Source organism: Brevibacillus sp. AG (genome assembly GCF_028369215.1).
Taxonomy (GTDB): Bacteria; Bacillota; Bacilli; order Brevibacillales; family Brevibacillaceae; genus Brevibacillus; species Brevibacillus porteri.
This window is the reverse complement of sequence record NZ_JAQMYO010000007.1, coordinates 107,971-126,125: the sequence shown is the minus strand read 5'-3', so window position 1 is coordinate 126,125 and position 18,155 is coordinate 107,971. Positions and strand designations below refer to the sequence as shown.

Annotated in this window: 14 protein-coding genes; 9 read left to right on the top strand and 5 right to left on the bottom strand. The window is 47.0% G+C overall.

What is annotated here, in order from left to right; genetic code table 11:
* Window positions 1-147 precede the first annotated feature (147 nt).
* Window positions 148-1,821: a DUF6138 family protein gene (locus tag POF51_RS19330; protein WP_069845928.1), complete on the top strand. Its 1,674-nt coding sequence runs from the start codon at window positions 148-150 to the stop codon at window positions 1,819-1,821.
* Window positions 1,822-1,899: 78 nt separating this feature from the next.
* Entirely contained in the window at window positions 1,900-2,388 is a 489-nt protein-coding gene (locus POF51_RS19325) for an imm68 putative immunity domain-containing protein (RefSeq protein WP_271755926.1), read from the top strand.
* A 161-nt stretch (window positions 2,389-2,549) separates the two neighbouring features.
* Here the strand turns inward: POF51_RS19325 and POF51_RS19320 are convergent, their stop codons facing one another.
* On the bottom strand, window positions 2,550-3,116 hold the full coding sequence (locus tag POF51_RS19320; protein ID WP_271755925.1) for a DUF4062 domain-containing protein: 567 nt from the start codon (window positions 3,114-3,116) through the stop codon (window positions 2,550-2,552).
* 383 nt (window positions 3,117-3,499) lie between these two features.
* Here POF51_RS19320 and POF51_RS19315 point away from each other — a divergent pair, with 383 nt between their 5' ends.
* The 6 genes from POF51_RS19315 (at window position 3,500) to POF51_RS19290 (ending at window position 10,976) form a co-directional block, all read left to right on the top strand.
* Window positions 3,500-4,615 carry a serine hydrolase domain-containing protein gene (locus POF51_RS19315; protein WP_069845922.1) on the top strand — a complete coding sequence of 372 codons (1,116 nt, stop codon included), beginning with the start codon at window positions 3,500-3,502 and terminating at the stop codon, window positions 4,613-4,615.
* Window positions 4,616-4,700: 85 nt separating this feature from the next.
* Window positions 4,701-5,618, top strand: a complete 918-nt coding sequence (locus POF51_RS19310; protein ID WP_271755924.1) for an iron-hydroxamate ABC transporter substrate-binding protein — start codon at window positions 4,701-4,703, stop codon at window positions 5,616-5,618.
* A gap of 123 nt (window positions 5,619-5,741) precedes the next feature.
* Entirely contained in the window at window positions 5,742-6,503 is a 762-nt protein-coding gene (locus POF51_RS19305) for a DUF4253 domain-containing protein (RefSeq protein WP_069845917.1), read from the top strand.
* A gap of 87 nt (window positions 6,504-6,590) precedes the next feature.
* The gene (locus tag POF51_RS19300) at window positions 6,591-7,028 is read left to right on the top strand and encodes a CoxG family protein (RefSeq protein WP_069845915.1); all 438 of its coding nucleotides are present in this window, start codon (window positions 6,591-6,593) and stop codon (window positions 7,026-7,028) included.
* Window positions 7,029-7,316: 288 nt separating this feature from the next.
* A complete protein-coding gene (locus POF51_RS19295; RefSeq protein ID WP_271755923.1) occupies window positions 7,317-9,977 on the top strand; it encodes a LuxR C-terminal-related transcriptional regulator in 2,661 nt (886 codons plus the stop codon).
* An 84-nt stretch (window positions 9,978-10,061) separates the two neighbouring features.
* A complete protein-coding gene (locus POF51_RS19290) occupies window positions 10,062-10,976 on the top strand; it encodes an NAD(P)-dependent alcohol dehydrogenase (RefSeq protein WP_069845913.1) in 915 nt (304 codons plus the stop codon).
* Between the two features lie 80 nt (window positions 10,977-11,056).
* Here POF51_RS19290 and POF51_RS19285 read toward each other — a convergent pair whose 3' ends face one another.
* From POF51_RS19285 to POF51_RS19270, 4 genes are all read right to left on the bottom strand, one after another.
* Window positions 11,057-11,902 carry a DegV family protein gene (locus POF51_RS19285; RefSeq protein ID WP_069845912.1) on the bottom strand — a complete coding sequence of 282 codons (846 nt, stop codon included), beginning with the start codon at window positions 11,900-11,902 and terminating at the stop codon, window positions 11,057-11,059.
* 250 nt (window positions 11,903-12,152) lie between these two features.
* Window positions 12,153-13,010, bottom strand: coding sequence for an amidohydrolase family protein (locus POF51_RS19280; protein ID WP_069845910.1), 858 nt, complete (start codon window positions 13,008-13,010; stop codon window positions 12,153-12,155).
* Window positions 13,011-13,023: 13 nt separating this feature from the next.
* Window positions 13,024-16,119, bottom strand: coding sequence for a GNAT family N-acetyltransferase (locus tag POF51_RS19275; RefSeq protein ID WP_271755921.1), 3,096 nt, complete (start codon window positions 16,117-16,119; stop codon window positions 13,024-13,026).
* A 143-nt stretch (window positions 16,120-16,262) separates the two neighbouring features.
* On the bottom strand, window positions 16,263-16,697 hold the full coding sequence (locus POF51_RS19270; protein ID WP_069845905.1) for an exosporium protein C: 435 nt from the start codon (window positions 16,695-16,697) through the stop codon (window positions 16,263-16,265).
* Window positions 16,698-16,906: 209 nt separating this feature from the next.
* On the opposite strand from POF51_RS19270, the gene POF51_RS19265 reads away from it, so the two are divergent.
* Window positions 16,907-18,103, top strand: a complete 1,197-nt coding sequence (locus POF51_RS19265; RefSeq protein WP_069845903.1) for a DUF418 domain-containing protein — start codon at window positions 16,907-16,909, stop codon at window positions 18,101-18,103.
* Window positions 18,104-18,155 lie beyond the last annotated feature (52 nt).

Genomic DNA, 18,155 nt, shown 5'->3' with positions numbered 1-18,155 from the left:
CTCCCTTTTGCTATTGATATAAAGGAACGGACTAAGGATTGAGCTTTAGCCGATCTCAGGGAGAGGTATATAGTTTCAACAAGATTTTCCATTTTCATAGTATGATTATGTTGAGAAAAGACGGAACACGCGAAAAGGCGGGAGACAATGAACGAATTGCAGAAAGAAGCGCTGGGAGAGATGAAAACGGCCATTCATAAATGGTTTGACGAACAGGAGAATCGAAAGGACGCAGCGGAAGTGGTCTTACGCACCACGCTGCAAGTAGGCATTTTTAACTTTGTCATGCTGGATTATCGGCCGGGCAGGACTAGGGTTGACAGTTCGAAATCTGTGGGGAGTGCCGCAGGCAAAAAGTCGATGAAAGCTTCACCCTTTACGCGGGAGCAGATATTGCATGAGGTTCAGCCCCTGTTGGCGGAAATCGTAAGGGAGAGGCTGAACAAGTTGGAAACGTCGCCGTTGATCAACTACCGTTTTACCTTCCAAGGAACCTTTGCAACGATGGACGGGCTTGTGGAATTAACGGTGCTGGAAACTGTATATGAAGAGAAAAAGCGGCAGCTTCTGGAGCGAATTCAGTCCTATATGGAGGAAAAACTGGAGAAGGGCTCTTACCCGACAAACAGGCGGGAAACCTTCTTTTTGGCGCGTCATCTGCTGGATCCGTATTTGTTCCCCGAACCGGAAGTCGCAAAGACGATAGCTTTATTTGACCGGATTCAGGAGTTGAATAAAGAACGGGTTGAGGCTCTCGCGGAGCATCGAAGAGATATCATTAGGGCTTTGACCGACTGGGCCGAGAATGTATTTTTGCCTCATTACTATGACGTCACCTGTTCCGAATACAGGACCAATGAGTATGTGATCAAGCCGGATGCTGTTTTTGAGAATAAGGATGAGCCGAATCAGCCTATCGACCTTCTGTTGTACGGAGCGGTGATGATTATTCGTTACGAGCCGGACTTCAACAAATTCATGGGCCAGACTTTTCTGGAGCTGGCGAAGCAGCTTGGTAGCGGTAAAGCCGCGCGTATGCTGAAGGAGGGCAGCGACAGCTTCTCGCAAGAAGACGTCCATATGCGTCATGAATTGGTCGAATGTAAGGCTAACGATGTTTTTTCCCTCTTCACAATCGTTATTCGCAAGGAAGAAGCCGGGGCGTACGAGCGGGCGATTTCGTTTATTCTCTCCCTGCTCCGAAAGGACTTCCCGAAAAGCTATAAAATCAAGTTAAAATCTAGCGTGAGAGAGAATTTACCCATCAAGGGGCTAGCCAAATCGGACACGCACCGATTTTTTGCGAATGCTCTGGCTTATTCCGAGCTACATCCTTTATTGGAGGAATACGCTCGAGAGGCGATGAAAGAGTATGAATGGTACGAGGATACGGAAAGCGAAAGAAGCGTAATGCCGGGCAGTTATGCTGTGTTCGGGCTGGGGCTTTCGTCCGAGCGGTATTTTCCGCTTGTTGAAGCTTACATGGACTTTGTGGATGATGAGCATCAGCTGGTGCATGACAAGTTCACAGTCGTTTTTGCCGAAACCTATGGCATAACGGAACGCTCGACTCCGACCTTGATCGCCTGCCTGCTGCGCTCCCATGATTCGCTAAAGCTGAAGATTCAACCGGAGCTGGAAAGCGAAGACAAGCTGTCGCTATTCGTAAAGCAAATAGAGACTCTGTCGGATGACGAGGCAGAGCGGGTACTGTACCCGATCTGGGGCAAGGCGGAGAAGCTGGCTGCATTGGCTCGCAAGGCGCGGGGAACGCGCAGGGAGCTAATCATTCGTCTGCTAAAGGCGGCGGGTATAGCCTGATGGTGGCTCGGTGAAAGCGGCATTGATACGTAGGCTTAATGGATAATTACAATGCATAAAAGAAAGGGGGAGAAGAACATGTACATAAGCAAATGGTGGGGAGATTTAATTGGCGGTTCCGATGATTCACTGGCATTGATAGACTATTTGGAACAATTGGACGCAACGGATGTGACGCTCAATCAGATTTTAAAGGACTTGGGTCTGGATGTTCTGCTTTCCGAGGGAGACTTGAAAAACGGCGGAAGTATTGGATTTGATATAAAAAATGCTAACGGCATGTTTCGAGCCGAACTTGATATTGCCTGCTCAGCTCTAATCGATCTTTCAGCCATTGTGTTGGAGTCTCAAAAATCAGGCTATGTCGATTTGCATGATTTGGATGAGGAAAGGCATCCGTGCAAACTTTATATAGATGCCTCTGAAGAAAAAAGGAACCTGCTTCGGGTTGAATTGTATAAGTTTTCCCGTGATCCGCTGGCTTACGAATTAGCCGAGCTTGTTCCGGCCGATGATATGAGAGAGCTTGCGGAAAAGGCAAAAATGATCGCAGATGAGCTGGTATAAGTTGCATCGTTTGTGATAACGATCCTTTGAATATGGTGATGGGTCATTACAAATAAAGATGGTTGGCGTTTAAGTTTGCCAGGCAGAACACTAAGCTGGCGAGGACCATTAGAATATTAATGGAAGACGGAAGAAAGGGGCTGGTTGTGCCAGCCCCTCTTTCATTTCTTTTTCTCCAACTCCGCCTTTAATCTTGCATTCTCTTCCAACAGCTTATGAACGTCCGGGACATCCTTGCCGGAAAACCAGCCGTACAAATCGTCTCTTGCTGCATACTCCGGCAATTGATCACGAAGTACCATTTTAATGTGCCGTACATCTTCAACATAATAAGTAGGAATTTGTTCCATGACAGATTGCTTAAACTCTTGAAACTTCTGATAGTACTCAATTGCTGCGAAGTCGTACGGCTTTTGTCTTAGCGCTTCATCTGTGACAACAAAAGCAAATCTAGGTTTGCCTGCTTCTCTGGCATACTCATATTCCCACTGTGTATAATTCTTGGATTCATCAGGAAGCGTTAAACCATAGAATCCTCCGAGAATCAGGATATATACATCGGACTCATCGATCCATCTCTTCCTAATTTTCATTGGACTTTCCTTGAAAAATTGCTCGATTCCAGCAGGGATATGACCGGCTTGAAGTACGGCTTCAACAGCGGTATGTCTTTCCTCAATAAGATCGTAGTAAGTAGACGATATGTAAATTTGCAATTTTTTTCTCATAGGACCACCCAAATTAAAGAATTAGTACCACTCACTCACTTTATAGGCCAGTGAATCGTTAATTCCTGATCTGTGTTTTTTCATTCTTCAAAGAATATAGTCGGTTATCATGGCATGCGGAAACTAACTCGAGATTTCCGCAAATAGTGCTACTTCTAAATTGGCCAATTTTTTTCTTTACCTTTGTTAGTTATCCAACCTATGCGAAAAGTATAGATAAAGAGTAAGGAGAAATTCGTAGAGTATTTTGGAAGAAAGCTCGGTATTGTTATTCGATACCGAGCTTATTCATTCCTATGCTCATAATTGGCAAGAGAATGCACATAGCTTATCAGTAGCGGGCGCATAAGTCCTTGCTGGTAAATGAGGTGGGAGGGAGACAAATGAGCAATGAAATCATAAGGAGTGAAATAGAGAGCAACCTGAAGGCCAAAGTAGCTTCTGATCCACAACTGCACAATGTCTATTTGTTAATCCATTCCGATAAGCTGGATATCCACTGGCCAATAGCGGCTGGCAATACTGATGGGGGGACAGCCAACCCGAATCAACCCTATCACACGGCTAGTGTGGGCAAGGCTTTTACCGCTGTTATCGTATCGATCCTAGCAGAAAAAGGTCTCGTTACGTTTGACGACCCCATTGCCAACTATTTACCGACTGAGATTCGAAAAGATCTCCACATCTGGAAAGGAAAAGATTACACAAACGAAATTCAGATCAAGCATTTACTCAACAATACTTCTGGATTACCAGATTTCTTTGAAGAAAAGCCGAAGCGAGGGAAAGGATTCCTAGAAGAGATGCTGGAGGATTCCTCACGCTATTGGACTTCGCAAGAAACCATACAATGGTCGAAAAAGCACTTACAGCCGCACTTTGAGCCCGGGAAACGCGTTCATTATACAGACACAGGGTACAATCTGTTAGGGCTCGTGATTGAAAAGGTTACTGCCAAACCCTACCACGAAGTTCTCCATGACTACATATTTACCCCCCTTCAAATGAATCACTCTTATTTATCTCAGTATTCCAATCCCGTCAGCAAAAGTGAGCATCCGGTAGCCCATCTACATTTGGACAGGATAAAAATAAACGTAGAAAACTACCGCAGCTTCAGCAGTTTTTACGCGGGAGGGCAAACCGTAAGTACAATGGAAGATCAGCTGCGTTTCATGAAAGCACTCGTCCAAAATCAGATGATCAAAAAAGAAACGCTCGAGATCATGCAGCAGTGGAACAACATGCGGATCGGCATGGATTATGGCTATGGACTCATGCGGATGCGTTTTCTTCCGTTCACGCAAAAGTATACGGGATGGGGTCACTTAGGGGCGAGTGGCAGCTACATGCTTTATTTTCCCAATATGGAGGTATATCTGATCGGGAGCTTCAATCAGACTACGTATCAAGCAAAAGGGATGAACTATCTCTTTTTTCATGTGCTGAGCAAATTAGCGAAGGCAAAACCCCGTCAAGTTTCCAATATTGACAAGTAGAAGAGAAATTACTATAGTAGGTGAGTAATTGCGATTGATAATCAATTTCACGAGATTAGTATCAGGAGTAAGGAGATCGCTTACCATGAAAAAAGCATTCATCCCTGTCATTCTCATGTTCATGCTCTTGCTTAGCGCTTGTGGGTCTCAACAAGCTCAACCTGTACAGCCACAGTCACCAGAGGCAGGAAACGAAACGAAAGAGGGAACGGTAATTTACCAATCGGAAAAAGGACCTGTCGAGGTTCCGGCACAACCGAAACGAATCATCGGACTTACAAATGCCCCGAATATTGTATCGATGGAGGGTACACTAGTCGGAGTCGATCAATGGACGAAGCAAAATCCGCTTTTTACAGAAAAATTAAAAGATGTGGAAGTCGTATCGGATGCAGATTTGGAGAAAATCCTTGCTCTGAAACCTGATCTGATTGTGGCGGGATCAGAAATGAAAAATCTTGATCAGCTTAGCAAAATTGCGCCGACTGTCGTGTTTACGTGGGGCAAACTGGATTATTTGTCGCAGCAGTTGGAGATTGGCAAGCTGTTGAACAAGGAAAAGGAAGCCCAGACGTGGATAGATGATTTCAAGAGCCGTGCAAAAACAGCCGGTGAACAAATTAAAGCGAAAATCGGTGAAAAGGTAACGGTATCTGTCTTCGAGTATGACACGAAAGATTTTTATGTTTTCGGAAATAACTGGGCGCGTGGTACGGAAATCCTCTATCAAGCGATGGACTTAAACATGCCAGACAAAGTAAGTCCTGGTTACTATAAGCTATCGTTGGAAGCGATTCCTGATTATGCTGGTGATTACCTCATCCTCAGCAGAAGAAATGGTAGTACCAATGATTTCTTGCAATCCGCGACATGGAAAAACGTTCCGGCTGTCAAACAAAATCGCATCATTGAGATTGACACGGAAGCTTCCACATACAGTGATCCGATCACACTCGAATATTTGCTGAAAATCTTTACGGAACAGTTTCTTGCCAAATCATAAATGCTTGGGAATCCAAGCATTTTTCTTTTTGCTTTTTGTTCATTTCCACTGTATATGGAAATTGAAGTAAAATAGAGGAGTAATCCTATGATTTGAACAAAACAACAAAAAAGAGGTGTGACGATGGTAGAAGAGTTGTCGAATTACCTAAAGAAATGTGACATAGAAGTGGTTGCTGCGGAGGATTTCACGATACCTGCTACAAAGGTAGATAAGCACAGAATCTTGGTCCTGCCTAGCTATAATATACTAGAGATGATAGAAGAAGCGGTAGACGAAGAAGGATCACTCTCTGATTATGTACATAACCAGCTAGAGGAAGTTCATCGCTTATCCGTAGAGGATGTCTTTCGGCGAATTGTAAAATCTCGACTTTTGTATACAGACATTTCATCCGAGCTACAAAATTTGGATGGAAAGAACTTTGAAGATATCTATCGGGCATATTCTCTGATATGGGAAGGCCAGGAGCTAATCGATGAACAACTAAGTGAAACAGAGACGGAGTCCTTTCAAATCAGTGAAGAATGGGTACAGGATCGATTAGAGGATGACGCCTTGATTGTCCTGGAATTGCCGCTAGCATCTGGTTATGAAGCGCCGTTGTGGATTCCAATGGGGGGCTTTAATGAATGCCCATTGCCCGTTTACCAGTCCGTTATCGTAAAGCACTGGCAGGAGGTGTATGGGATCAAGATTCTCGCTGTGACAGAGGACGCTTGGATTTTTCAAGCCGGTTCAAGACCACAGACCTACCAGGAGGCCCTAAAGCTGGCACAAGAGCATTTCATCTTTTGTCAGTACGTCTTAGATGAGTTTCCTTCCTTAGGGCATTATGCCGATTATTTGATGAAACAGGATGTGTGGTTTTTTTGGTGGGATTAACTCGCCATATTCCTGAAATATCTCCCGTGTTCCGACAATAAACATAACAAGATACCAAAGAACACTGGGGGAAGGAATGAGCAAATCATGCCTCAAGGAATACATGATGTGGAGCTGAACCTGCCCATCGGGGCGGTATGGCAGTTTGTGAGTATAGTGGAGAATTGGGTTCCACTGGTACCTGGCTACATCAGCCACGAGGTTATCAATGAACGTCGTGTCGCTTGGACGTTTACAGGCGAAATCGGCATCATGAAGAAAACGATCTGCCTGCAAGTGGATATCACTGAATGGACTCCGCCAACTGAGGTGAGGTTCAACCTGACAGGGATCAGCGGGAATTTTACCGGAGAGGGTTATTTCAAAGCGAAGGCACTGGGTGAGGCGCGGACGAAAATGACGGGGTGTCTGGATATCACCGCCCATGGTGTGAAGGGCCCCATGATCAATTCCATTCTAAAATCCAATCTTCCGAAGACAACGAGGGAGCTCGTGGAGGCTATTGGAAAACGTATAACGAAATAGCATCCTTGCCACTAAAACGAAAACACGCCAGCTCGGCGTGTTTTTTTGTGTCATGCACGTTTAGGAGATAATAAAGGCATTCAAGCGGAATAAGGAGTTCAAAGAGGAAGTGAAGGATTATCACAAGTCGAAAGGAACATTGCCATTTCCGATCAATCAGCCTTTACCTTATGATCTGATCAGGAAAATCGTCCAATACCGAGTAGCGAGCAACTTGAAAAAAGCAGAGAGGAAATCACAAAGTCGGCGGAGTTGACGCTTAGAGACGGCGATCCTTATAATTTCTTTATGACAATTCCAATTGTAACCACCAAACTGTATATGCCCCCGCCACGGTTGAAGACTGTTACCCGTCATCGACTGATCGAGCAGTTAAACGAGGGGCTAAACCGTAAACTGACGGTCATTTCAGCACCAGCAGGCTCCGGGAAAACGACACTTGTCAGTGAATGGCTCGCCAGCGGTGATCGCCCCTTCGCCTGGATTTCCATGGATGAAGGGGATAATGACCCTGCGTGTTTTCTTACATATCTCTTCACAGCTCTGCAAAACATTGACCCGAATATTGGAGCGGGCATATTTCCTTTGCTCCATTCCCCTCAACCTCTACCACTCGAATCGATGATCACGACTCTGCTTCATGAAATAATCGCAGTACCCAACCCTTTTGTTCTAGTCTTCGATGATTACCACGTATTGAAAACGGGGCCACTCGATGATGCCATCTCATTCCTGCTTGAACGCATGCCACCACAAATACATCTGGTGATTGCGACCCGTGAGGAACCGCGTCTGCCTATCGCTCGGTTACGGGTGCGGAACCAATTGAATGAAGTACGCGCGTCCGATTTGCGCTTTACCTATTCGGAAGCAGCAGAATTTCTGGAGACAGTGATGGGTTTAGAGCTATCACCGGAAAACATCGCTCTGCTCGAAGCCCGCACAGAAGGCTGGATTGCCGGTCTACAGTTAGCGGCTCTTTCCATGAAAGAACAAATAGATGTCGCAACCTACCTTCGATCTTTTTCCGGCAGTCACCATTTTATCCTCGACTATCTGGTGGAAGAAGTACTTACCCAGCAATCTGCAAGCATTCAAGCATTCTTGCTGCATACATCCATCCTCGCCCGATTGTCCGGTCCTCTTTGTGACGCCATTTTTGGCGAAAGTGGTATCGATTCAGGTTCAGGCCAGGAAACGTTAGAATTCCTCGAACGAGCCAATTTGTTTATCGTTCCGCTGGACAGCGAGCGGCGTTGGTACCGCTATCACCATCTTTTTGCTGATTTACTACGGCAGAGGCTCCATCAGCGTTTTTCATCGACAACAGGAGAGGACGAATGTATTCTCGCAGAATTACATACCCGAGCAAGCATTTGGTATGAAGACAATGGTCTGGAGATGGAAGCTTTTCACCATGCAGTGGCCGCCAATGATACATCACGAGCAGCGCGACTGGTGGAGGGAGAGAGGATGCCGCTGCTCTTTCGTGGAGGGGTAATCCCTGTACGGAACTGGCTGGAGTCGTTATCACACGAGGAGTTGGACGCAAGGCCCGCGCTGTGGGTGATGTACGCCTCTGCTTTGCTGATGACTGGTCAAGTGACTGGCGTTGAACCGAAATTGGTAGCCGCCGAAAAAGCACTGCAAGGTTTGAAACAAGATGCCAGGTCCAAAGATACTCTTGGGCATATCGCTGCTATACGTGCCACATTGGCTGTGAGCAAGCATCAATCAGAGGACATCATGGCCGAGGCCAAGCGAGCTTTAGAGTACCTGCATCCTGACAACTTGCCAGTTCGCACAGCCACTACTTGGTCGCTGGGATATGCTTATCACCTTCAAGGGAATCGTATCGCAGCCAGCAAGGCTTACCAGGAGGCATTATCGAACAGTGAGAAGATTGGCCATGTCGTGATCACCATGATGGCCACGATTGGACTAGCGAAGCTACAAGAGGCAGATAATCAGCTCCATATGGCGGCTGAGACTTATCAGCATGTACGAAAATTGGCTGGTTCTCCTCCCTTACCAGCTGCTTGTGAAGCGCATCTAGGCTTGGCCCGGATTTTTTATGAATGGAACGATCTGCATAAAGCAGAGCATCATGGTCAACAGTCCATTCAATTAGCACGTCAGCTGGAACAAACGGACAGAGTCGTGGCAACGCAGGTGGTTCTAACTAGACTGAAGCTAGCACAAGGAGACGTTAGTGGAGCGGCTGCCATGATTGCAAATGCTGAGCATGTTGCTCGCAAGCATGGCTTTATCATGCAGATGCCTCCTATTGCCGAAGCACAAGTCCTTCTATTACTTCAGCAGGACAACCTGACAGCGGCAGCCCGATTGGCACAGAAGCACGACCTTCCCCTGCTCCAAGCCCGTGTACTTCTGGCACAGGGAGATACGTCCGCAGCACTTGCGGTGCTCGAACCATTACTCGAGCAGGCAGAGGCAAAACAGTTAGAGGATGAACGACTCAAGATCATGCTTTTGCTCGCGGTTGTTCTGCATGCGCATGGTGATCAAGCAAAAGCTGCGCAAATGTTGAAAGACGCTTTGGTAATAGCGGAGCCGGGTGGCTTCATTCGTACATTTGTCGACGAAGGTATCCCGATGAAAAGGTTATTGTGTGATGCGGAAGTCTATGGAACGATGCCACGTTATAGAGAAAAGCTACTTGCGGAGTGGAAAGAGGAAGAGCCGAAAAGGGAAGGAGGCAATTCGAATCTGCCCCACCATGTTGATTCCCTGATCGAGCCACTTAGTGAGCGAGAGCTTGAAATTTTGCAGCTCATCGAAAAAGGATTATCGAATCGTGACATTGCCCAGCAGCTGTTCCTCGCACTCAGTACGGTGAAAGGGCACAACCGGAATATCTTTGACAAGCTGCAGGTACAGCGGCGTACGGAAGCAGTTGCACGGGCTCGCCAGTTGGGCTTGCTGTAAATTTCAAAACAATACTTAAGTATCTGTATAGCAATACCGTGCTCCCGCTATACTCATGGCAAAGTGCAGGTTAGGAGGATGTCAATGAGAGCCGTGGTATGCACGAAATACGGATCACCAGATGTTTTGGAGCTAAGAGAAGTAGAGAAGCCTAGACCTAAGGATAATGAAATCCTGATAAAAGTTCATGCAACAACAGTTACATCTGGAGACTGTAGAATACGAGCCTTCCAAAGTCCGTTCTTGCTCTGGATTCCCATGCGCCTTGTGCTCGGTCTCACAAAACCGCGAAATCCTATTCTCGGTGTCGAGCTATCTGGGGAAGTCGAAGCGATCGGAAAACATGTAACACGATTTAAAAAAGGCGACCACGTCTATGCTTTAAGCGGGATGAGATGCGGTGCGCATGCGGAGTACATCAGTCTGAAGGAAAACGCTATCGTGGGGTTAAAACCGACAAATGTAACACATGAAGAAGCCACCGCGATTCCTTTCGGGGGAACGACCGCCTTGCATTTTTTCCGAAAAGGAAAGCTTCAAAAGGGACAAAAAGTGCTGATCTACGGGGCTTCTGGATCGGTAGGGACATCCGCGGTACAGCTTGCCAAGTATTTTGGGGCTGAGGTGACAGCGGTATGTAGTTCTGCCAATTTAGATTTGGTGAAATCGTTGGGAGCCGATAACGTCATCGATTACACGCAAGAAGATTTTACGAAAAAAGAAGAGCGCTATGACATTGTATTTGATGCGGTTGGGAAAGCAAGGAAGTCCCATTGCGTAAAAGCACTGTCGCCCAACGGGATATTCCTGACAGTGGATGGGCAAGGGATTGCAAAGGTGCGGACGGAGGATTTGGATTTCTTAAAAGAGTTAATGGAGGCAGGGCAGATAAAAGCGGTGATTGACAGACGTTATTCGCTGGAACAAGTATCGGAGGCACATAGGTATGTGGAGACAGGGCGGAAGAAGGGGAATGTCGTGATCAAGGTTGGAACATGATGAAATTGTGCCAAAATAAAAGTCAAAGGGGGCAGCTCTTTGCCGAAAAAATCGGCATGTGAGACTGCCCCATTTAACTCTTATTCATTCCGCCAAGCCAACGCCAGCGTCCCCATCCCAGCATGCGCCCCAATCGTGGAACTGATCGGTCCAACCAACACCTCGACATCGGAGTACTTGCTCTGAATTTTCTCTTTCAGTTCCAGCGCTTTGTCCAAGACGTTGCCATGCAAAATCTGCACGTGCTTCACGGTGTAAGTCTGCTTGGCTTTCTCCAACTGTTCCAGCATACGCTTGACCGCTTTGCCTTCGGTACGAACCTTTTCATATACTCCAAACAGCCCATCTTTAATTTGGAAAATCGGCTTGATCTGAAGCAGATTGCCGATAAAATATTGCAAACCGGTCATTCGGCCGCCCTTGTAAAACTGGTCGAGACTGCCAACCAGGATATAGTTCTCAAACTTTTTGTATTCCTCACGCAAGGAAGCCGCAATCTCCTGATAGCCTTTTCCTTCTTTGGCTTGCTCGATTCCGTTTAAGATGATCGAGGTAATCGGGTACGACATCAGCTTGGAATCTACCGGCTCGACAGGGAAGTCTACCATCTTGGATGCCGTTACACTAGTATTGTAGGTCCCACTCAGATCAGAGGAGAGGTGGACAGCAATCGCGCATTCATACTCTTCCTTTAATCGTTCGTAGAGTGTCACAAATTTTCCTAAGGAAGGCTGTGACGTTTTGGGAGCATAACTGGCCTGCACAATTTTTTGATAAAGCTGTTCAGGCGCTAAATCAATGCCGTCTTCAAAAGTGCCATCTTCAAAGATAATCTCCAGTGGAACGACGTAGATGTCATGCTCTTCCAGGATGTGATCAGGTATGAGTGCGGTACTGTCTGTAACCCAGGCAATTTTTTTCTTCAAGGAAACATGTCCTCCCCCATTAAAATGCGTGTTCTATCTTTACTAGCGAAAGCTTCATGGTTGTTCGTTACGGATGTTGTATAAGCAAACTCGCATATTCTATCATAATACGAAAACTGTCGTTTTTTGTCGCAAATAGAAGGAGTTTTATTGAACAAATGAGAGGAGATTAATGGGGAAGAGGGCACAGGGCACAGACAAGAAAAATCCCATGCTTCTTCGAGGGGAAGAGACATGGGATTTGTATCGTCTATTCAACTAACGGCTTGATTTTGGGAAACACCTTCAATGCTGTCTTGTAAAACACATCCTCGTGATATTCCGCTGGGATTAGCTCCTGTACAAATTGGATATACGGCTTCACTGGCGCCAGCGGCCAGTCTGTCCCGAACAAAAATTTGTCGTAATGATCACAATAGGTGATCGCGTGTCGCAGATGAGAGAAGAAGAGAGGGGAGTCAGCGAGTCGCTTGCAATTGGCTGCGTCACCGACCATTAAGCCGGAGAGATCTGCAAACATGTTGCGGTTTTTATAAACGACTTCTGCCCCATCGAGTACCCACGGATCGCCAAAATGGGCCATCATGAAATGAACGTCTCGATGTTTCACAGCCACCTCGTCTAGTGTGAGAGGGTGGGAGTATTTTAAGAGCCCGCGCTCCGAGTACGTATCGCCGGTGTGAAAGACGACAGGTACCTGATATTTGGCTGCGAGCGCATAGACGGGATCGTAGACGCTATCATAGGCGTAGAAGGGATAGTAGCCCAGATAGATTTTCAACCCGACCACGATGGGCTTTTGCAGGTCAACTTCCAAGCGTGCCACTGCCGTTTCATCCAGCTTGAATGGGTTGATTCCCAGACAATAGACGAACTGTGGCGGCAACTCGTCTGTCAGGTCTAGTCCCATGGGAGTGACAGCTTCCACATCGGGAAAGCCGTCTGGCTGAGTCTCTGTCAAGCCCATGCCTATCCCAAGGACCACGCCATTCTCTGCATATTCTTGCAAGAGACCAGCGACGGAGTAATCGACAAACGACTTTTCCGCCGCTGTCCGCTTGAACTCCTCGATATGGGATAAATGCATGTGCGCATCAATGATTTTCATTAGAAGCCCTCCCTTATTTGGCAAAGCGTATCGTCCGTAAGTCAGATAAGGCATTGGAAGGAAGCGTGTTGTCGGCAAACAGGAAAAAGACAGGCGGAGTAAAGGTAGAGCTGTTGTTTGGCAGATTCAGTTCGCGTATGACAGAAGCTACGGCCACTTCCTTGTTTGCGTATACTTGGAGGTCCGCAGTATCGAGGTCAGTAACGATATGCATCTGATCGTTGCTGGAAGCTCGCCCGAGGACATAATCGGAAACTTCAAGGACATCCAATTCACCTTGTGCCAGCTTGTAGCTGAGCTCCTCACCATTCGTACCAACGGTTTTCAGCCATACCGCCTCGTCCTCGGTTCCTGGCTGCAAAAAGATGTCAGTGGCTAATTCTTTGCCAGCAAAGTACGTTCCAGTATTTTGTTCGATCTCTACTGTATGACAGAGGACAGGTACTCCTGGCAGCAGCAAGTAATACTGATGGCAAGTCAACCCGCGATACTTCTCCTGCTTTTTCACATGGTAGCTCACCTTGATTCCCTGCCACGCATTTTGCTTGTTGTCGATTAGCTCGACAAAGGAAGCCGTACGCTCTTCCTTAACCAGGGAAAATGTGCTTAACTCCTCCATATAGTTGCCGATTCCACCAGTCCACGGATTCCACCAAGATTTCGGCTTCCGCTCAGGGAAGGCGCTGTCCAGCCACTCCTGCCCATTGCTTGTAAGCGAGTAGAGCGTCGGAGCAAAATCTGGAGCGGCTTTGATCCGCAAGCGTCCATTGTCGGCGATATAGACCTGCTGTCCCTCTTCCACTGTTTGCTCCTGTATGACCTTGCCTTGACCGATTGGGAAAATCGCGCTCTGCAAATGCGACACATGCGTGGCAAAACGTCCCTCTACTTGCACGAGGTCATATGGTTTTTCCGGCGTCTTGAAAGAGAAGCCAGATTCCGTCTCTTCCTCATCTTCTGTAAAGCTCTGCGCTTGTTCGGAAGCTGACTCGCTCAAAAGGGATGCGATCAGTTCTCCGTCCAAATATTGTTGCTTGTATTCTTTCACCTGTACATCCAGTTCCTTGCTTGTGACAAAAGGATTTTGCCCATTAGCGCTCAACTCTAGATGAGAGCTCAAGGTCAGGTCTGCTGGCATAGGTTCTTTACGGGCAAAGGCACGGAACTCTTTCCAGTCAGCATAGCCCCCATGTGAGAAGTGGAAGGGACCAAACGATTTTTTTTCATGTGGAGCAAGCATGCCGAGATTGGTTTCGAGTGTGACATACCAGCCTTGAATGTCAAAACGGTATTCAGGAGGCCAGCACATTCCCCAGGGGGCCGTTTCATCCTGTGTAAATAGCCAGTTTTCACTGACTAACTCTGCATCCCAGTAATCCATATCGCTGCCATAGGAGGATGGTGTTTCAACATAACGACCTTGATACGGCACAATGGGGCGATGAAAACTGTGACTAAATCCTTGGTTAAGCCAAAGCTCAGTAGTCAGCTTGTCAGCAGAGTGGTTTTCTATCTCCAATCCGTGTTCAACGGTACCATCTCCGAACAGGAGCGTTTTGCTAACCAGGGCAATTTGTGGGTATGCCCCGGAGCGATACGTTGCATGGATGCCGATTGCTCCCTTTTCCACGATAAACGCAACATTCTCGGCACGCTTCTTCGAGAACTCGCTAGAAAACGGTTTGCCGAGCTTGGGATAGAGGAAGTTGGTTGGCGCCCCACCTGTCCCGCCGACAACGGTCATCTCATTATCTTCTTTGTTCAAGTAGAGCGTATGGCGGCCATGGTGAACTTGCCAAGCCTGTTCCGTTTCTCCCGACACCATCGCACCAAGTCCCGTAAAGGCAGCTCCGATTTTTTTGGCAAAAGAAACCGATCTGCCATCTGCGAGCTTTGCCTCCACCTGTACGTTGGCTTCGTAAAAGCCGTGTTCATACAGGTCAGCGTTAAGTGGAAGCGAAATGCGCTCTTTGCCGGACAGTTTCAGTATGTGAAGGTGCTCTTGTAAGCTGAAAAATGAGCAAGCGGGCAGCTTGAATGAAAATTCCGCTTCTTCCGCAAAGTTGTTTTCCACGTCCAAATAAAACAGTTTTGTCTGTCCCGGATAGGAGAGGCCAGGTACATGCAAGGAAAGGGTAGCAGGAAACTTGGGAAGGATTCCTACCTCGAACAGCGCTGCCTTGCCGTTGATCAGTAGCTGGGTACAAACACGCGGATGCGTGCGCCAGATGCTTTGCTCTTCTGTGATTGGATCGACAAAAAAGGTAGCTGACAGCGTCGTTTCACCTGTTACAGCCAGCTCGTGCTGATAATCAAAGCGGATCGTGTCACTCGGTTGCCCGTTTAACGAAATCTGTAACGGCTTGCCTGATTTGTTGACGATCCGGTAGTGAATTTGATACTCCCGTCCAAAGACCAGCTCCAGCTTTTCTGCTTCGGCAGACACGAGATAATCCTCCGTCTCGATGAGGCGCAGGCCTCGACCCCGCCGCTCAAACTCCACGCGTAAGCTCTTTTCTCCTTTTGCCCAGGAGTATGTGAAGTAATCAAAGCCGTTTTCCTTGCGTCCATCTGGCTCTACAACGATCTCCCGCGTGGAGTCCTGATACCAGTCAAGCTCCTCAAAATAGTGAGCGATCGCTTCGGTACGGAGCACAGAAGGAATCATGTTCATCAGATGGGTGGCGTCGTCCCGGTCTTCCCAGAAAAAGCCGAACTTCTTATACAACGGAACAGCCTTCGTGTTTCCTGCCCACGTATACAGATCAAGTCGCGGCCAGCCCAGCTCAATCGTTTTCTCCAGTGCGCATGAAAGCAGCATCCGGCCGACTTTTTTTCCATGATAGTCGGGACGTACATTGAGCAACGGGATGTAGAGTGCACCGGTATCTTCCCGATATTCGGCCAGGCTGCAATAACCAACGACCGTTTCACCTTCCATAGCGAGATAGACGGTGATAGCGTCAGAGGCTGCTTCTTCTTGTCTAATTTGTTCCGCTGTCGTAATCGAATTTCCGCCTCCCCAGCTATCTCGACTGGCATTCCACATATCTGCGACCGCTGCGGCCAGCTCAGGGCGGTAGGTGACAATTGAGATTGATGCTTCCATGCTTGTTAACACCTCGATTACATTGTTAAATTATGTATCTTCTAAGAGTTGTACGTTTGATCGACAGAATTGTTGCTAGTTTTCGGAAAAAGAATCAGCGCATATGCAAAAAAAGCACCTTATTCAGGTGCTTTTTAACGCATTCAGGTTCTTGTTCTCGTTTTTACTGCGAGTCCACTAAACGTAACAGGCCCAACAACATCAGCTCTGGTATTTGCCGTTCGATTTTCTGCGGTTACTGTGTAAATATGGGTACCAGCTCGTACATTTCGATCGATTGCCTGGAAGGTGACAGCATAGTTTTGTTCAGAACCAGTAGATTCAATACCTTGGAGGGTGTTGAAAATCTCTCTACCATCACGAAATATACGGAAGAGGATTTGCGCAATACCGGTAATCCCCCGAACACCAACCGTAGCAACTAATTCAACACGATTCGGTTGGGAATGCCTAGATGGGATTCTGATTCGGATAGTGGCGAGGAGAGACCTTCCTGGCGAGCGTCTGATGGTAAAGGAATTTGCCAAGTTGAATCTACGGCGTGGCTGAACGGCTGCTTTATCGAGAATACGTGCCAATAATATCACCCCCCTGTTTACTTTGATACCTCAAATTATGTTGGACAATGGGGGAGCGATTGGACGAGTTTACGATACTATTCAAAATTAAGTCATCTATCTTTGTTTGGGTAAACAATAGAAAAGGGATGTAAAATTAAGGTAACGATAAGGTGCCCTTTAGAAGCCATTAAGCTTAGCTCGATACAATCAGGCATGAGGTGATAGTCATGGAGCTAAAACAGAACCGCGTCCGAATTATCGATGGCTTGCGGGGATTTAGTTTAGTAGGGATTTTGATGGCGAATATGCTGATTTTCCAGTATGGGATTTGGGGAAGCCAAGAAATGGATTTATACGCCCTCCCCGATTATGAAATGACAGCTTATAAGCTTGTGAAAATATTTGTGGAAGGCAGCTTTATGCCGATATTTACCTTCATGTTTGGTTTTGGCATGATCAAGATGCAGCAAAGCTTGGCTGCCAAAGGTTTGAAGCAAAAACGCTACCTTACCCGCAGATTTTTGATGCTGATCGGACTTGGTCTCCTTCATTCGTACTTCCTGTGGGAAGGGGATATCTTGGGGTTTTATGGCATGATGGGCTTCTTTCTGTTGCTGTTCATGAACCGTAAACCGAAAACTCTGCTCATTTGGGGGATTGTCTTACTCTGCCTCATCAGCTTAATGGGGCTTGCTCCAGATGATCCGAATGATCCTACGGGTATTACCGATTCTGCCCGTATGGAAGCTTATGTCGTCAAAACCATGACCGTCTATGGCACGGGCACATACGAGGAAATCGTGCATCACAGAAGCAGTGAAGATCCGCTTGGTTTGCCAGAATACATGATGGTTGCTTTATTGTTGATGGCGCCGCTTATGAGCGCACCCATGTTCCTTTTTGGGATGTATGCTGCGAAGCGCAGGTGGTTCGAGAAGCCAGAGGAAGAACGAACCTCGTATCTCCGAAACATGCTGATCTTCTTGCCAGCGGGACTTTTGTTAAAAGTGCTGCATGTGTATCTGCCGGGAACTTGGTGGAGTGGCGTCGGTGAGATATCGGGGGGGACCATCCTTGCCATCGGTTACATTTTCACCTTTGTTTGGTTCTTTTCCAGAAGTACGAAATCAACTTGGCTGCCAAGATTTCAAGCCGTGGGTAAACTCTCCTTAACGAATTACCTTTTGCAAACCGTCATTTGTACGACGATCTTCTATGGCTATGGACTCGGATGGTTCGGAAGGATCGGGGTATTGGCTGGCTGCGGATTAGCGATTGTGATTTATGTGGGACAGCTTTTCATAAGCCCATTGTATCTAAAGCGGTTCCGTTATGGCCCAGTGGAACGACTACTGCGTATGTGGACGAATTTTTCAATCTCCGGTCAGACAAAGAAACGCCCGGAAAAACCTATTTCTGCTTAGCACCAGAAAATAAAAACCAAGCAGCTGCTCTATTGGCTACTTGGTTTTTTGT